General features: G+C 35.5%; 16 protein-coding genes and 2 tRNA genes. 6 read left to right on the forward strand and 12 right to left on the reverse strand.

The genetic code is table 11. The features are described from left to right. The first annotated feature begins 60 nt into the window (after positions 1–60). On the forward strand, positions 61–624 hold the full coding sequence (locus tag F0460_RS02020) for a hypothetical protein (RefSeq protein ID WP_150009746.1): 564 nt from the start codon (positions 61–63) through the stop codon (positions 622–624). A 32-nt stretch (positions 625–656) separates the two neighbouring features. Here F0460_RS02020 and scpA read toward each other — a convergent pair whose 3' ends face one another. The 9 genes from scpA to F0460_RS02065 all read right to left on the reverse strand — a co-directional run bounded on the left by scpA (position 657) and on the right by F0460_RS02065 (position 6,776). Then, the gene (scpA, locus tag F0460_RS02025; protein WP_150009748.1) at positions 657–2,780 is read right to left on the reverse strand and encodes a methylmalonyl-CoA mutase; all 2,124 of its coding nucleotides are present in this window, start codon (positions 2,778–2,780) and stop codon (positions 657–659) included. Between the two features lie 125 nt (positions 2,781–2,905). Next, the gene (locus tag F0460_RS02030; RefSeq protein ID WP_150009750.1) at positions 2,906–3,142 is read right to left on the reverse strand and encodes a type II toxin-antitoxin system RelE/ParE family toxin; all 237 of its coding nucleotides are present in this window, start codon (positions 3,140–3,142) and stop codon (positions 2,906–2,908) included. Beyond that, complete coding sequence (locus F0460_RS02035; RefSeq protein WP_150009752.1) at positions 3,132–3,359, reverse strand: hypothetical protein; 228 nt, start codon at positions 3,357–3,359, stop codon at positions 3,132–3,134. Before F0460_RS02035 ends, F0460_RS02030 begins: the two co-directional genes overlap by 11 nt. A 27-nt stretch (positions 3,360–3,386) precedes the next feature. After that, positions 3,387–4,739, reverse strand: a complete 1,353-nt coding sequence (locus F0460_RS02040; RefSeq protein WP_150009754.1) for a methylmalonyl-CoA mutase subunit beta — start codon at positions 4,737–4,739, stop codon at positions 3,387–3,389. A 17-nt stretch (positions 4,740–4,756) separates the two neighbouring features. Beyond that, positions 4,757–5,098 (reverse strand): FtsB family cell division protein, encoded by a 342-nt coding sequence (locus F0460_RS02045; protein ID WP_150009756.1) that lies wholly within the window; start codon positions 5,096–5,098, stop codon positions 4,757–4,759. Between the two features lie 2 nt (positions 5,099–5,100). Continuing rightward, positions 5,101–5,712, reverse strand: a complete 612-nt coding sequence (udk, locus tag F0460_RS02050) for a uridine kinase (RefSeq protein ID WP_150009758.1) — start codon at positions 5,710–5,712, stop codon at positions 5,101–5,103. Positions 5,713–6,297: 585 nt separating this feature from the next. Further along, on the reverse strand, positions 6,298–6,552 hold the full coding sequence (locus F0460_RS02055; protein ID WP_150009760.1) for a GIY-YIG nuclease family protein: 255 nt from the start codon (positions 6,550–6,552) through the stop codon (positions 6,298–6,300). A 43-nt stretch (positions 6,553–6,595) separates the two neighbouring features. After that, positions 6,596–6,670 (reverse strand) — tRNA-Pro (locus F0460_RS02060). Between the two features lie 31 nt (positions 6,671–6,701). Then, a tRNA-Pro gene (locus F0460_RS02065) sits at positions 6,702–6,776 on the reverse strand. A gap of 191 nt (positions 6,777–6,967) precedes the next feature. On the opposite strand from F0460_RS02065, the gene trxB reads away from it, so the two are divergent. Beyond that, positions 6,968–7,912, forward strand: coding sequence for a thioredoxin-disulfide reductase (gene trxB, locus F0460_RS02070; RefSeq protein WP_150009762.1), 945 nt, complete (start codon positions 6,968–6,970; stop codon positions 7,910–7,912). Positions 7,913–7,951: 39 nt separating this feature from the next. After that, complete coding sequence (locus F0460_RS02075) at positions 7,952–8,893, forward strand: ABC transporter ATP-binding protein (protein ID WP_150009764.1); 942 nt, start codon at positions 7,952–7,954, stop codon at positions 8,891–8,893. Here F0460_RS02075 and F0460_RS02080 read toward each other — a convergent pair. Continuing rightward, positions 8,871–9,521 carry a class I SAM-dependent methyltransferase gene (locus F0460_RS02080; protein WP_150009766.1) on the reverse strand — a complete coding sequence of 217 codons (651 nt, stop codon included), beginning with the start codon at positions 9,519–9,521 and terminating at the stop codon, positions 8,871–8,873. The two genes, F0460_RS02075 and F0460_RS02080, sit on opposite strands and share 23 nt — an antisense overlap. Positions 9,522–9,632: 111 nt before the next feature. Beyond that, positions 9,633–12,056, reverse strand: coding sequence for an alpha/beta hydrolase family protein (locus F0460_RS02085; RefSeq protein WP_150009768.1), 2,424 nt, complete (start codon positions 12,054–12,056; stop codon positions 9,633–9,635). Positions 12,057–12,142: 86 nt separating this feature from the next. Here F0460_RS02085 and F0460_RS02090 point away from each other — a divergent pair, with 86 nt between their 5' ends. From F0460_RS02090 to F0460_RS02100, 3 genes are read left to right on the forward strand one after another with little or no spacing between them, the layout of a single operon-like run. Beyond that, complete coding sequence (locus tag F0460_RS02090; protein ID WP_150009770.1) at positions 12,143–13,150, forward strand: 3-oxoacyl-ACP synthase III family protein; 1,008 nt, start codon at positions 12,143–12,145, stop codon at positions 13,148–13,150. Positions 13,151–13,206: 56 nt separating this feature from the next. Further along, on the forward strand, positions 13,207–13,890 hold the full coding sequence (locus F0460_RS02095; protein WP_150009772.1) for a sterol desaturase family protein: 684 nt from the start codon (positions 13,207–13,209) through the stop codon (positions 13,888–13,890). Positions 13,891–13,946: 56 nt separating this feature from the next. Further along, positions 13,947–14,159 carry a hypothetical protein gene (locus F0460_RS02100; RefSeq protein ID WP_150009774.1) on the forward strand — a complete coding sequence of 71 codons (213 nt, stop codon included), beginning with the start codon at positions 13,947–13,949 and terminating at the stop codon, positions 14,157–14,159. Between the two features lie 479 nt (positions 14,160–14,638). Here the strand turns inward: F0460_RS02100 and F0460_RS02105 are convergent, their stop codons facing one another. Next, the gene (locus tag F0460_RS02105) at positions 14,639–17,047 is read right to left on the reverse strand and encodes an outer membrane beta-barrel family protein (RefSeq protein WP_150009776.1); all 2,409 of its coding nucleotides are present in this window, start codon (positions 17,045–17,047) and stop codon (positions 14,639–14,641) included. Positions 17,048–17,157 lie beyond the last annotated feature (110 nt).

A 17,157-nucleotide genomic window follows, 5' to 3' on the forward strand; every position in this document is an offset into this window, starting at 1 on the left:
TGCAATGGTAAGAATCGCTATCTTTGTGAATTATTCTAAAATATATTAGAAAATTATTTAATGACAATAACAGGTACAATTAACCAGGTTTTTCCTAGGTTTTACTATAAAGAAGGCAAAAAAATTAACTATTATGAAATATTGGTTTCGTACAATTTTTATAATGGAGTGAACGAAATTTTATTGCTGGCAAAGGATTTTGACAAGCGCGATTTAAATAATAATGAGCAGTTGTTTGTTTTTGAATTTGATATTGCAAGCAAGTTTGTAAACGAAAAATTAATGACCGATTTTTATTTGCAGTCGTACAAAAAGATGGATAATAAAAGTGAAAATTCGCTGATCATAATAAGAACGTATTATGAAAAAAATACGTTTGAAGTTTTAAAGAAACAAGAAGTTAAAAACCGTGTAAAAGTGTTTGGTAAGTTTACATCGATCCACAGAAACCAACCGCCGTTATTTTGCTATTTCTGGGAAGATAACCACTTTTTAACCGATATTAACAAGGTTTCTAAAATTCAGTTAAACTGCCGCAGCCTACCTTATAAAGACAAATATATAAGTAATGTTGAGGTTTGGCGAACCATGGAAAATGATAATTTTATAGGAAGTATTTTATAAAAAACTCCAACCGAAAGGTTGGAGTTTTTGTTCTATTCTGTATCTAACAATACATTTAAAATAGTAATGGCAGCATCGGCAATTCTGGTTCCTGGACCAAAAACCGCAACTGCGCCAGAGTCGAACAAATACTGATAATCTTGTGCAGGTATCACTCCACCGACAATTACCATGATATCTTCACGACCGTATTTCTTTAATTCTTCAATAACTTGTGGTACCAAGGTTTTATGACCTGCAGCCAATGAGGATACACCTAAAACATGCACATCGTTTTCAACGGCTTGTTTGGCAGCTTCGGCAGGTGTTTGAAACAACGGCCCCATATCCACATCAAAACCAACGTCGGCATAACCTGTAGCTACAACTTTTGCACCACGATCGTGCCCGTCTTGACCCATTTTAGCAATCATAATACGCGGACGACGTCCTTCTTTTTTTGCAAAATCGTCGGCAAGTTGCTTTGCTTTTGCAAAATTTTCATCGGTTTTAATTTCTTTGTTGTACACGCCGCTGATTGTTTTAATTTGTGCTTTGTATCTGCCGTAAACTTCTTCCAATGCATCAGAAATTTCTCCTAATGTAACACGGTTTTCAGCTGCTTCAACAGCTATTGCCAATAAATTACCTTCACCTGTTTTTGCTGCATTTGTTAATGCTGCCAAGCTTTGTTTTACTTTATCGTTATTACGAGTGGCTTTAATGGTATTTAATCGTTCGATTTGCTGCTGACGAACCACTTGGTTGTCCACTTCCAAGATCTGTAAAGGATCTTCTTTTTGCAATCGATACTTATTTACACCTACAATTATATCCTGACCAGAATCGATACGAGCCTGTTTACGAGCCGCAGCTTCTTCGATGCGCATTTTAGGAATTCCCGCTTCAATAGCTTTCGTCATTCCGCCGTACGATTCTACTTCTTCAATCAATTTCCAAGCTTTTTCAGTAATTTCATCAGTCAAACTTTCTACATAATAACTTCCTGCCCACGGATCAACCGTTTTACATATTTTAGTTTCTTCTTGTAGGAAAATCTGTGTATTACGGGCAATACGAGCCGAAAAATCGGTTGGTAAGGCAATAGCTTCGTCTAAGGCGTTGGTGTGTAACGATTGTGTTCCTCCAAAGGCAGCAGCAGCAGCTTCGATTGCTGTACGAGCCACATTGTTAAAAGGATCTTGCTCGGTTAAACTCCAACCCGAAGTTTGACAGTGCGTACGCAATGCCAATGATTTATCTGATTCCGGATTAAACTGGCGCAACAATTTAGCCCAGATCATTCTACCGGCACGCATTTTAGCAATTTCCATAAAATGATTCATGCCAATTGCCCAGAAAAACGAAAGTCGAGGAGCAAATTCATCAACTTTCATTCCGGCTGCCAATCCTGTTCGCACGTATTCCAATCCGTCTGCAATGGTGTAAGCTAATTCAATATCAGCAGTAGCACCAGCTTCTTGCATGTGGTAACCCGAAATAGAGATCGAGTTGAATTTTGGCATTTTGCCACTGGTGTATTCAAAAATATCTGCAATGATTTTCATTGAGGGAGTAGGTGGGTAGATGTAGGTATTACGCACCATGAACTCTTTTAAAATATCGTTTTGAATGGTTCCTGAAAGTAATTTTTCATCGACCCCCTGTTCTTTTGCAGCTACAATGTAAAATGCCATAATAGGTAAAACGGCACCATTCATGGTCATTGAAACCGACATTTCATCTAACGGAATCTGATCAAACAAAATCTTCATATCTTCAACCGAATCGATGGCTACACCAGCTTTACCAACATCGCCCACCACACGGTCGTGATCAGAATCGTAGCCGCGGTGTGTAGCCAAATCAAACGCAACTGAAAGTCCTTTTTGCCCGGCAGCTAAATTTCTTCTATAAAAAGCATTACTTTCTTCGGCTGTTGAAAAACCTGCGTACTGACGAACAGTCCAAGGGCGGCGAACGTACATTGTGGCATAAGGTCCGCGTAAATTTGGTGCAAAACCAGCACCAAAACCAATATGTTCCAATTCTTCAACATCAGCCAACGTATAGGTTTGCTTTATCTGAATACCTTCTGCTGTTTCAAAAGAATTTAGCGTATTTATTTCTGTTTTCTTTTGATGTGGTAATTGTATATTTTGTATGTTTTTTCTCATGAATTTTTTTTTAATAAATCTTCAAATTCATTAACGATTGTTTTTTTTAAGCCCTAAATATGTGATTTTCTATTCAGGATATTTATTGGTACTTCTTGACGTATGAAAACAAGAAAGTATTTTTATTATATGTTTATCTTCATCAACATAATAGAAAATAAGAAATGGAAATTTCTTAATGGTATTGCTCTGAATTCTTTATATCTATTTTGAAAATAAGGGTTTGTTTCCAGTTTTTTATAATTAGCCTCAACGGAATTATAAAACTTTTGAGCTAAAGACTTATTAATTTCACTGTAATAAGCTATCGCATTTTCAATTTCTTGTTGAGCTCTTTTAGAAACAATTACCTTAAAAACCATACTTTTTTTTCAAAAGATCTAATGATTCTTGTGATGTGATATATTCTGTTTCAGGTTCGTTAAGGCGATTTTCTAAATTTTTTTTTTGTTCTTCAGAAAGTTCATTTTCAATTGTCTTTAATACAATTACTTCAACTTCATCGGCATTAAAATCATCGGGTAAATTAATAATTACCTGACGGTTTTTTACTTTTACTATTTCTCTGATTGCTTCCATGATCTTCTTTTTCTGAAAGTTACAAAATTATTCTGACGCTAAACGTTCCTGTTCTAAAGCTTCTGCCAAACGTTTTTCAATGATCGGAGTAATTAATGTTTTACGCGGATTTTGCTTTACGAAAGGATACAACTCCAAATCGTGCGCCATTTTATCCTGTGGATTTGGATATTTGTTTGTTCCTAATAAAACTTCTTTGCCCGAATTGAACAATTCTTGTTCTTTTGTTGCCGCTTCGCTGATTTTTCGCTGAATGGTTCCTTCGATTAACTGTGAAATTAATCCACCATTTTTTTCGATATCCTTAAAAAGTTCCAAACCTTTTTCGGCTAACTGCTGCGTTAAACTTTCTATATAATAAGCTCCGTCTGCCGGATTGTTCACTTTATCAAAATAACTTTCTTCCTTTAAAATCAACAACTGATTTCTTGAAATACGGTCGCCAAATTCGTTTGTTTTATGATAAACTGCATCGTACGCAATATTTTCAACCGCATCGGCTCCGCCCAAAACAGCACTCATACATTCGGTAGTTGTTCGCAACATATTTACGTTATAATCGTAAATGGTTTTGTTGCGATGAGTTGGTTTCGCTAAAATATGAAACGTAATGTTTGGCGAATAAGTTTCAGCCAACGCATTTAAAGACAAACGCATGGCGCGCAGTTTTGCAATTTCAAAGAAATAATTTCCACCAACAGCAACTTCAACCGTGATATTTTTATCGAAGTTTTCAATTCGGTTTAAATATTCATTGGTGTGTGCAAGCGTGTACGCAATTTGCTGCACCATATTTGCACCTGCATTTTGGTACGTGGTAGCTTTTACGGTTAACCAGTTAATGTTGCTGGACTTTTGGTTGATTTTATTCAACACTTCAAAATCTGATGTTCCGTCTTTATAAAAATTGCCATCGAAAGTTAACTGATGAATAGGATCGATCAAAACAAAAACTTCAAACTGTAATTTGGCAGCTTCGGTATTTATCTGTTCCACAACATCGGCATCTAAAAACAATAATTGCAAGTAAACCGCTTTTGGCTGTTGCTGTAATTGATTAATGATGTTAACAACGTTTATTTCTTTTGAAGGAATGATAAAACGAATGCTTTCTGCACCGCGTTTTAAAACTTCGTTTGCTTTTGCTATTGATTTTTCTGTATCGAAAACATAAATTTCCTGAACAATAGAAAAATTGGTTACTTGTGTAGAAACGCCTGTGGTTACTGCGTCTTCATCGTTATGATAGAAAGGTTTAACCTTAATACCTTCTAAACTTTCCCAAACCAATGTATCGTTATAATCGGCACCTTTTAATTCGTACTGAATCTGATTTTTCCATTGTTTTGATGTTACTTTTTCAAAATCGTTAAATAACATATTGCTGTATTGATTTGTTAGTTAGTTTCTTCTGTTGGATATTCTTTGTCGCTGTCAATAATATAAATATCTTCATTTTCGCGCTTCATGTAATATTTTTCTCGGGCGTATCGTTCAACTTCTTCCTTGCGGTACAGTTTTCTAATGTTTTTATCGTCGCTGTTAATTTCGGTTTGATAGTAATCTCGGTTTTCTTCCAGCTTATTTATTTCCTTATCAATAGTTCGGTGGTCGTAAAAAGCATAGGTATCAAAAAACAAAAGCCAAACAACAAAAAACAGGGTTGCTAAAATAAATCTGTTGGTGACCCATTTTAAAAACGGATATTTAATTAATAGGGCGGCGATTTTTTGTTTCATTCTTAATCGTTGATTTTTTTATTGATAACCGTTCGAACTATATCAATAGCTACGGTGTTGTATTTATCGTTAGGAATGATAATGTCTGCGTACGCTTTTGATGGTTCGATAAACTGCTCGTGCATTGGTTTTAGTGTGGTTTGATACCTTTGTAAAACCTCGTCCATATCGCGACCTCTTTCTACAATATCACGTTTTAACCTTCTGATTAATCGTTCGTCAGAATCGGCATGAACAAAAATTTTAATATCGAACAAATTACGCAGTTCCGGATTTGATAAAATCAAAATTCCTTCAACAATCATCACTTTTCGCGGATGCGTTAAAATATAGTCATCGGTTCTGTTGTGATGCACAAACGAATAAACCGGCTGATTAATGCTGTTACCCGCTTTTAATTCTTTTAAATCTGAACAAAGTAGATCGAAATCTATCGCTCTTGGGTGATCAAAATTAATCAGCGAACGTTCATCCATATTCAAATGATCGTTCGCTTTGTAATAAGAATCTTGTGAGATGATACCCACTTCGGTTTCCGGTAATTCATTCATAATCTGGTGAACAACAGTTGTTTTACCGCTTCCCGTTCCACCAGCTATACCAATTATAAGCATTCTATTATTGTTTTTACAAATGTACTTAATTATTGCAAAATACTTTAGCCACTAACTGAAATTACTTTTAATTGTGTTTTTGTGAAAAATATCTACAATAAGTTGTGCCTATTTCTACAATAAGCAGAAATAAAGTTGTTTATAGACCCGATTAATCAAGCTTTTTTAGATTGGTACAGGGTTTGTTTTATTATTATCAAATTAATTATGAAAAAGAAAAGTGTTAGTTATTAAAAGATGCTTTTTAGCATCTTTAACGCTAGCAGATTTAAATTGATCTTTATTAGATATTAATAATAGATAGTAGTTTTTTGAATGTTTTTAGTTAAGTGTATGAGTTTTTCTTTTTAGAAAAATTCGTGTGATTATTAAAAAGAGAAATCTTTTTAAAGAAAATACCAGTCTTCTTCAAGACTGGTATTTTTGTTTTGTTCTTTTTTTGAAGAGATAAGATTTAAACTTTTGTATAAAGTACATAAAATAAAAAAAGCCTTCTTGTTTAAGAAGGCTTTGTCGGGGTGGCAGAGTTTATTCCGTATACGGAAATTTGAACCTGTGGCCTTCCCGTTTTTAAAACGGGACGCGCTAACCGTTCGTTTTTGAAATCAATTCAATTATTCTTTTTTTACTTTTCCAATTTTTGATTTCTTGTTCACGCAAAATAGTATCCGCTTTATTTTCGAATTGTTCAAAATAAACAATTTTCCAATCTTTGGTTCTTGCGGTAAAGCCTTTATGAGTGCTTAAGTGACGTCGTAATCTGTCTTCTAAAGTCATTGAAGTATATCCAATATAAAATTGATCCAGATTAGTTGAGTAAAGTATATAAACAAAAAACATAATACATAAAATAAAAAAAGCCTTCTTGTTTAAGAAGGCTTTGTCGGGGTGGCAGGATTCGAACCTGCGGCCTCCTGCTCCCAAAGCAGGCGCGATAACCGGGCTACGCTACACCCCGATGAGGTTATCTGTTGCAATTAAAAATTTAGTCGGGGTGGCAGGATTCGAACCTGCGGCCTCCTGCTCCCAAAGCAGGCGCGATAACCGGGCTACGCTACACCCCGATAAAGCCTTAATTGCGAGTGCAAATGTAGATAAAATTTTTATTTATAACATAATTTTGTATAAAAAATTCAAAAAAATATCTGCTATAACAACAATCAATTATACCATAGATATTTAAAAGGCAACTTTCTTTTATATCCATACATAAATATATATTTTTGTAATCTTAAAAAATTAGAATCACAGAAATATGTCAACAACTATAGAAACACTAAAATGTCTTATCATAGGTTCTGGACCTGCAGGTTATACGGCAGCAATTTACGCAGCACGCGCTAACATGAATCCTGTTTTATATCAAGGTATGCAGCCCGGCGGACAATTAACAACAACAAACGAGGTTGAGAATTTTCCGGGATATCCAGACGGAGTAACAGGACCGGAAATGATGATGCAGTTGCAAGCACAGGCAAAACGTTTTGGTACCGATGTACGCGATGGTTTTGCGACTAAAGTAGATTTATCGGGGGAAATTAAAAAAGTATGGATTAACGATACTATTGAAATTCATGCTAAAACGGTAATTATATCAACTGGTGCAACGGCAAAATATTTAGGAATTCCTTCTGAACAACATTATCTGCAAATGGGTGGTGGTGTATCGGCTTGCGCGGTTTGCGATGGATTTTTCTACCGTAATCAGGAAGTAATCATTGTAGGTGCGGGCGATTCTGCTTGTGAAGAAGCACATTATTTATCGCATTTATGTAAGAAAGTGACCATGTTGGTTCGATCTGAAAAATTCCGTGCATCAAAAATCATGGAAGATCGTGTTAAAAACACTCCTAACATTGAAATTTTAATGAGTACTGAAATTGATGAAGTTTTAGGTGACGGACAAATTGTAAACGGAGTTCGTGTGGTAAATAATGTTACCGGTGAGAAAAAAGAAGTAGCTGTTACAGGTGTTTTCGTGGCAATTGGTCATAAACCAAATACCGATATTTTCGCAGGTCAGTTAACTATGGACGAAACAGGATATTTAATCACCGAAGGTAAAACATCTAAAACAAACGTTCCGGGCGTTTTTGCTTGTGGCGATGTGCAGGATAAAGATTACCGTCAGGCAATCACCGCAGCCGGATCGGGCTGTATCGCGGCTTTAGATGCCGAGCGTTATATAGCAAGTTTATAATTTTATACAAACAGGCGGCTTCGGTCGCCTTTTTATTTTATGTTGCAGGTAAATCAACTTTCTTTTTCGTACAACAACAGTCAGGTTTTAAACGATGTGAGTTTTCAGCTTAAAGCTGGAAATTCGTATGCTTTGATCGGAGCCAGTGGTAGCGGAAAATCTACTTTATTAAAACTGGTTTATGGTTTGTTGGATGCTGATTCTGGTTCGATTTTTTGGAACGAGAAGCAAATTTTAGGACCGGCTTATCATTTGGTTTCTGGAATGGATTATATGAAATATCTGGCACAAGATTTTGATTTGATGCCGTTTGTTTCGGTTGCCGAAAATGTGGGAAGATTTTTATCGAATTTCTATCTGAAAGAAAAAAAGAATCGAGTTGATGAATTGTTGAAATTGGTCGATATGACGGAATTTGCCAACATAAAAGCCAAGTTTTTAAGCGGCGGACAAATGCAGCGAACCGCTTTAGCACGAGTGTTAGCGTTAGAACCCGAATTTTTGTTGTTAGACGAGCCTTTTTCACACATTGATCCGTTTCAAAAAAGAAAACTGGCAACACAGCTTTTTCAGTACTGTAAACAAAAAGGAATTACTATTCTTTTTACATCGCACACGCCCGAAGAAGCGTTGATGTATGCCGATGGAATATTGGTTCTGCAAAACGGAAATCTAATAGAAAAAGATACACCGCAAAACATTTACGAAAATACCAAAAACGAATACATTGCCCGATTAACCGGAGATGTAAACATTATTCCTGCTAGTTATTTAGGATTAAATGGCAATGGAGTTTTGTATGTACGACCACATGAATTACAAATTTCTAATGATGGATTTGAAGTACAAATTAAACATTCTTATTTTACAGGAAAGAATTATTTGATCTATGCTGTTTTAAATGATTTAGAAATATGTTTTGAGCATAAAACGGCTCTGCAATCGAACGAGCGTGTTTTTATTTCTCTGCTAAAACAGTAAAGAAAGTACGGTTAACCATTTCGTTTGTTTTGCTGAAAACTTGTTCGGTTTGTGAAATACTATTTAGAATTTTAAATCGATTTTTCTGTAGTAATTCTTCTGCATTTTTTAAACTGTAAAGATTGAAACCGAAATTTGTAAAAGGTAGTTTCTCCATAAAAGATTTATCGGCAAAAGTCAAAGCTAAAATACCATTTGGTTTTAAAACACGATGAATTTCATTTAATAGTAAATCTGGATTTTGCCAGAAATAGAGCGTATTGACTGTGAAAATCTTATCGAAGCTTTCATCATCAAAAGGAATTTCTGTTCCTTTATATAATTCAAATTCAGCCGAATTGTTCTCGATATAATTCTGGTTTGATTTTATTGCTTGCTGTTGCATCAATTCAGAAATTTCCAATCCGAAATACTTCAAGTTTTCAGCTTGTTTCATTAAAAAAGGTAAATGTCCGCAATTGCCGTGACCTATTTCTAAAACCACATCATTCTTATCTAAATTTAAAGATTCAATTGCGTGTTTAGTCATGCCAATATTGGTTGCATTCATCATATTTGCAACTTCAATTCCTGTTTCTCCTTCCGGATTTCCCAATTGTTTTGCTAATTCCTTTAAATCGTCTTTCATAAAAAATAGTTTGGTTTAAAATTACTTATAATTTCAATTTTGCATTTACATTGTTTCTAAAAAGTCTTGTATAATTAAAAACGCCGACAATTGCCGGCGTTTTCTACAGTATTATTTTTTATTCTTTAAATGTTTGTCTAAAAACTGTTCTTGTTCCCAAAGTAAGTGTAAAATGTTTTCTTTAGCAACGTAACTGTGGCTTTCTTTAGGTAAAATTACCATTCGCACCGGTGCTCCTAATCCTTTCAACGCTTGGAAATAACGTTCGGTTTGTAAGGTAAAAGTTCCCGGATTGTTATCTGCCTCGCCGTGAACTAAAAGCATCGGCGTTTTCATTTTTTCGGCATTCATGAAAGGCGACATGGTGTTGTAAACATTAGGAACTTCCCAATAATTACGTTGTTCGCTTTGAAAACCAAATGGAGTAAGCGTTCTGTTATACGCACCTGAACGTGCAATTCCACAGGCAAAAAGTTTGGTGTGTGCCAATAAATTCGCAGTCATAAAAGCTCCATAAGAGTGTCCGCCAACGCCAACACGCGTTCTGTCAATGTATCCTAATTTATCAACCGCATCAATCGCAGCTTCAGCATTCATAGCCAATTGCTCAATAAACGTGTCATTAGGTTCTTGCGTTCCTTCGCCAATAATCGGGAAAGCAGCATCGTCTAAAACCGCGTAACCTTTTGCAGCCCAATAAACAAACGATCCGTAATAAGGAAACGTGAATTCGTTAGGGTTTGCAGACGATTGTCCCGCGCTGTTTTTATCTTTATATTCCGCAGGATATGCCCAAATTAACAAAGGAAGTTTTTGCTTGTGATTTTTACGATCGTAACCAGCCGGCAAATATAATGTTCCCGATAATTCAACGCCGTCTTTACGTTTGTACTTGATTACTTCTTTATGAACATCTTTGATACTTTCGAACGGATTTTTGTTGAAGGTAATCTGCTTTAAATCTTTTTTAGATTTGATGTTTCGGAAATAATAATTCGGATAATCGTTTTTAGATTGAATGTTTACCAAAACATCTCCTTTTTTAATATCGATTAATTCAGAAATCGATTCGATACGATCTGTAAGGTTCGATTGATACAAACGGTTTGTTTTTAAAGTAGCCAGATCTAATTCATCGATAAAAGGAAACTGACCTTCTTTGGTATGACCTTCGCCTATTAAATACAGTTTGTTGTTTTCTTTCTGCAAGGTGTATCGTCCAAAAGCATTCTTTTTCGTTTGAAAATCGCCCGGATCGCTATAAATATCTTGATAATTTCTATCCCAGATTGTCACTAATTCCGACTTTTTAGAAGGATTGAACAAATAGATTTTACTGTTTCGGGTATCGTACCATTGATCGTAAACAATCGCAGTTTCATCATCGCCCCAAGCAATTCCGCCAAAACGCTGTGTAGTTTTTGTAAGTAATTCAGGTTGGTTTGTAAACGGAGCTTCCCAAGTGTATAAGGCATCGCGTTTTTCTACATTTTTTGCAGGATCACCGCCGTCTAAAGCTTCAACAAAAAACAACGTTGCAGGTTTGTCGCTTCTCCAGCTCATGCTTCGTTTTCCTTCGCGAACCGCCATGAAACCTTTCGGCATCACTTCGCTTAAAGCAACATCATTTACTAGTTTTACTTCTTTACCTTCGGTTGTGTAAGCGATTGTTTTCATTGGGAAACGGCTTAACGGCACCAAGTACGAAAAAGGTTTTTGAATGGTTGTAAGTAAAATGTAGTTTCCGTCGGGCGAAAAAATTTCATTAGAATACAAATCGGCTTTTTTAAACAGTTTTTTGGTTCCGTTTAAATCAATCGTGTATAATTCAGACGTTACAATGGTTTCAAAATTAGCTTCATCGGTTTTATTTTTCAACAAATCCTGATACGTTCTGTTTTGAGAAACCACACCTTCTTCGGCGCTAGAAACAATAGGTCCGGTTGGTATTGCTTTTGCAGCGTCAATTAAAGCTTTGCGGTTTGTAGGAATCACTTTAATTAACATTTCGTTACTGTTTTTGTACCACGTAATAGGGTTACCTAAATTGGCATTTAAAACGGCATCGGTCAGTTTTTTTGCAGTAGCCGTCGGTAAATCTAAAATCCACAATTCGTTACCGGTTGCTGTAGTGTTTGTAAAAGCCAATTTGGTTTCGTTTGGAGCCCAAGATAAATTGCTTATCAGCGCATTTGCAGGCAAACCTTTAACGTTAGTTTCGGTTTTATCGTTCGTTTTTTTAATTTTGATATTGTTGATGAACGATGCCGTGCTGGAAATATTCGTTATCGGGTTAATACGCAAACCACCCAAACGCAATTCATCTTGATTTAATTCATCTAGACTTTTGTAAGTGTTTCGGTACGATAAAACCATCCATTCTTTACTGGTATTCATTGATACCGTTGGCGCGCGATCGTAATCTGCCAGTTGTAAAATTTCTTTCGATGGTTTTTGATACGTAATATTTTCTTGTGCAATCATAGGCGCAGTGGCTAATAATAATGCCAAAAGTGTTTGTTTTATTTTTTTCATTTATAATCGGATTTTTACAAAAATAAGTATTTTATCTGTTTAAAAATTATAATTAAATTAGCCTATATAAATTAACAGTTATGATTATGTATCATTCAAAAATAACCGGGTTGGGCTTTTATGTTCCGGAAAATGTTGTGACAAATGACGATTTATCGAAATTGATCGATACAAATGACGAATGGATTCAGGAACGTACCGGAATAAAGGAGCGCCGACATGTGGTTTTACCAGAAGATACTACTTCGGGTATGGCATTGAAAGCATCTAAAATTGCTATTGAACGTGCTGGAATTGATAAGAAAGATATTGATTTTATTGTATTTGCTACTTTAAGTCCCGATTATTATTTTCCAGGCCCCGGAGTTACACTTCAAAAAGAATTAGGAATAAAAACCGTTGGTGCGTTAGATATTCGCAACCAATGTTCTGGATTTATCTATGCACTATCTGTTGCCGATCAGTTTATAAAAACCGGAATGTATAAAAATATTTTGGTAGTTGGATCTGAAGTTCATTCCAAAGGATTAGATATGACCACTCGCGGACGTGGAGTTTCAGTCATTTTTGGCGATGGAGCAGGAGCTGTGGTTTTAAGCAGAACTGAAGATGTATCGAAAGGAATTTTATCTACTCATTTACATTCAGAAGGCGAACATGCTGAAGAACTGGCGTTGATTGCACCCGGAATGGGCAAGCGCTGGATTACCGATGTCATTAAAGAAAATAATCCAAATGATGAATCGTATTATCCATACATGAACGGACAATTTGTATTTAAAAATGCGGTGGTTCGATTTTCTGAAGTGATAAATGAAGGATTGGAAGCCAATAATTTACAGGTTTCAGACATCAATATGTTGATACCGCATCAGGCAAATTTACGTATATCGCAATTCATTCAGCAAAAATTCAAATTGAACGATGACCAAGTGTACAACAACATTATGAAATATGGTAATACAACAGCGGCATCGGTACCAATTGCACTAACCGAAGCTTGGGAAAACGGAAAAATTAAAGATGGTGATTTAGTGGTACTTGCAGCCTTTGGAAGCGGTTTTACATGGGCAAGTGCAATAATTCGTTGGTAAAAAAGTTGTAGTTTAAAGTTGTTCTTTGTAAATTACACTTTAAAAGAAAATTAGAAATGAAAGGTCAGAAAGTAGAAAATTCAGGACAGGCGCAACTGTTTAAAAATCCGTTTTTAGAATTATTAACCAAAGGCCATCCGGCATTAAGCTGGGGTATTCACACGCCACTTTTAATGTACTGTTTTTATTACGGATATGTAAATTATAACATGTCGTTGTTAACAATGTTGGGTGTTTCAGTCTTTGCCTTATTCTTTTGGACATTTTTTGAATATATTGCACACCGTTACATTTTTCATTTAATAAGTGAAAAAGAAAGCATGCAGAAGTTTGCTTACATAATGCACGGCAATCACCACCATTACCCAAAGGACAGAACTAGGTTGTTTATGCCACCCGTTCCAAGTTTAATTATTGCGAGTGCATTGCTAGGGATACAATATTTATTGTTAGGAAAATATGCTTTTGCTTTTTATCCGGGTTTTATTTTAGGTTGGTTAATGTATGCGTCTATGCATTATTTAATCCATGCAATTGAACCACCGTTTAAGTTTTTGCAGCCAATTTGGCGTAACCACCATTTGCACCATTACAGAAATGATAATTTAGGTTTTGGTGTTAGTAATACCATTTGGGATAAAGTTTTTGGTACTACATTCGATTTTAAGAAGGATAAAATTGACAAGCGAAAATCAAGAGAATTAATGTTTGATAAAGAAACAAAAAGTGAAACTGTTTAGGTTTCGCTTTTTGTTTGCTAAAATATTTTATATTTAAATTATAGAATAGATACTGAATGAAACCCAAAATATTACTTTATAATTATACCTTTCTAATATTGAGTGTATTAATGTTGATATTGTGTGCTTATAATTTATATTCAAAACCTTTAGATTATGCTATTGATTTAATAGTTATCGATACAAATTCAATCGCTAAATTAGAACCAAGTTTTTTGAAAAAGTTAGATGAGGAAACACCTTTGCCGGAGCTAGAACCTATGTATTAATCTGAAGATGATGAAACAACAAGTTGCGGTGGTTGGAGTAAACGTATTGTTTTTAATGCAGTTGAATTACCAAAAAAGATCTGTTAAATAAAGTTGATAAAACCATTGATTCGATTAGATTTAATGATTTGGAAAGACGTGTGCACATTAATATTGTTTTGACTAAAAAAACGCCCTACCAAACTTTTATTGATATTTTAGATTTGTTGGCAAAGAAAAATAGTATGCTTTATGGTTTGCATAAAAATGAATTTTTTTGGATTGAATAAAAAAAGTAATAAAACATGAAAACAGTTATCTATCTTATATTAGCGTTATTAATTTCTTTTATCGTTTTTTATTTGTTGAAACCCTACGATACCATAAGTATTATTATCGCTACAATTATAGTAACAATATTTACAGGCTTTTCAGAAAATTTGAGAAAAGTAGATCCAATAAAAAAACCGACTGAATTTTCATTCAATCGGTTTATGTTTTTAGAAGAATCCTCCTGATTTCTGAACCTCGTTGTTATCACGGGCTTTTCGTTGTAACGCTCGGTTTTTACCAGATCCGAACATATATTGAAATCCTACGAATAACGACTGGCTTTCCCAAGTAAATGTTCCGGTTTGGAGGTAAGGTGCGTCTCCTTCAAATCGAGCTCTCATGTTGTTGAAGATATCGTTGAAACGCAAGCTTACATTTGCCGTATTTTCCCAGAAGCTGTAACGAACACCGGCGTCTATTTTATACATGGCTTTCATAGTACCGTTTACGCCCACAGCATCGCCGCGGTAAAAACCAAATAACGATGCACGCAACTGGTTGGTAATTTTAAAGTTATTGTTTAAACGGCTGTTAAATACGCCGTTGTTAACTTCGCGCTCTTGTAATTCTGCTTCGTTTGTATCCGGATTTAAAACGGTTACAATACCGCGCTGGTTTCTGTAATAATATTCCACACTAGGCTGTACATCCCACCATTTGGTAAGTTTGTAGTTTGCAGAAAGTTCTGCGCCATAAGCGGTAGCTTCGTCAAAGTTTCCGTAGCTCATAATCATTTTCTTTTCTGCAATAGCTTCAGGCGAACTTGTATCTAAATAAAAAGTACGTTCAATTGGGTCATCAATCATTCGGTAATAAGCTCCAAAAGTTGCACTTCCTTTTACACCCAATACTTTTGTATAGTTAAATTCAACCGAATTTGTAAACTGCGGTTTTAATTCCGGGTTACCAATCTGTACTACACGCGGCGTACTGTAATCGCGAATTGGTCTTGTTTGCCAAACATTCGGACGGTCTACACGGCGGCTTGCACTAATCTGGAAAAAATCGGTTTGAGTAGGAGTATAGCTTAAAAATGCCGACGGATACACCGTTAAATAATCATCTTTAAAATTCGCAGCTTCAGAAGCGATAATGTAATCGGCTTCTACATTATATTTTTCCAATCTAGCTCCGATTTGATAGCCCCATTTATCGAACTTCGAACCAAAAGTGGCGTAAGCCGATGCAATATCCATTTTGTATTCAAAATCGGTTTGATTGCCAATAATGTTCGTGGTTCTGTAGGTATTGTCAATAGATGTGGTACGATATTCTGCACCAACTTCTAACTTGGTTTTTTCGTTGAACGGATGCACGTAATCTAAATTTGCCTGTACCGCATCAACTGTATTGTTACTGTTATCGTTGTATTGTGTTGGCGAATTTCCTGCAATACCGAAATTTCCGTTTTGGTCATCGTTGGTTTTGCTGTAATTCACTTCAAAATCTAACGTTTGTCCTGCTTTTGCAAATAATTTTTTATAGGCAGCATTATAAATTTGCGATTTATTAGCGCCTTCGTATTGATCGGTTTGTAACAACAACGGACTGCTTGGATACGAAATAGTGTTGTCAACCGTTCCTACACCATCGGCATACGTTTGGTTGGTGTATAACGAAAACGTGTTTTTATCGTTTGCATAAATATCAAAACCAACTTTAAACGTATGCACCTTATTATCGTTTACAATATCGAAAATTTGCTGACTGTTATCGTCTAACTGCGTCATTACACCGCCGTTCAGTGTTTTTTGATCAGAATAATTGTAGTTTCCAAAAAAGTTTACTTTTCCTTTACGATAGTTTAAATCTACACCTTGGTTGAATTTTGGAACCTTTGCAAACGTAACATTTCCGTTGTAACTTCCGTTAAAACCATCCTGCATGTTTTTCTTCAAAACAAAATTGATCATTCCCGACATTCCTTCCGGATTGTATTTTGCCGACGGATTGGTAATCAATTCAATTTTATCGATCGAATTAGAAGGAATCTGCTTTAACAACGTTTTTGGATCTAAATGCGTAGGTTTCCCATCGATCAAAACACGAACATTTTCGTTTCCGCGCATAGAAATATTTCCATCCTGATCAACGTTTATCGAAGGAATATTGTTCATGATATCAGCAGCCGATGCACCTGCGGTAGATAAATCTTTCCCCACACGAATAACTTTTCTGTCAACCAATTGTTCCATAGTACTGCGTTCTGCATTAATCACAACAGCATCTAAAATTTCTTCGTCAACTTCTAAAGAAATCATTCCAAGATCAATCGTTTTTTCGGTCGATAAATCAATCGTATTTTTGTACGTTTTAAAACCGATATATTCTACCGAAACTTCCACTTGAGAATTTGGAAGATTGGTAATGGTGAACGATCCGTCTTCATCAGTCAAATCGCCCGAAATAATTTGTCCGTTTGCAGAAATAGCTACCGATGCAAAACCAACCGCATTTTTGGTCGATTTTTCGGAAACTTTTCCTTTTACGGTTCCGTTACCTGCCGCCGGTTGCTGCGCCCACGAGCTAACCGATACAGCTAAAAGCAACGATAAGGTTAAGTACTTCTTTTTCATTTTTGTCTTTATTTTGTAAGATTTTTAAGCGTAACCAAAATAGGTTGTTGCTTAAATTTATTGTTTGATGAATTAGTGTATGGTTGATTTAAAATGTTACACCCAAATAA

Origin of the sequence: Paenimyroides baculatum (assembly GCF_008629655.1) — a bacterium.
Taxonomy (GTDB): Bacteria; Bacteroidota; Bacteroidia; order Flavobacteriales; family Flavobacteriaceae; genus Flavobacterium; species Flavobacterium baculatum.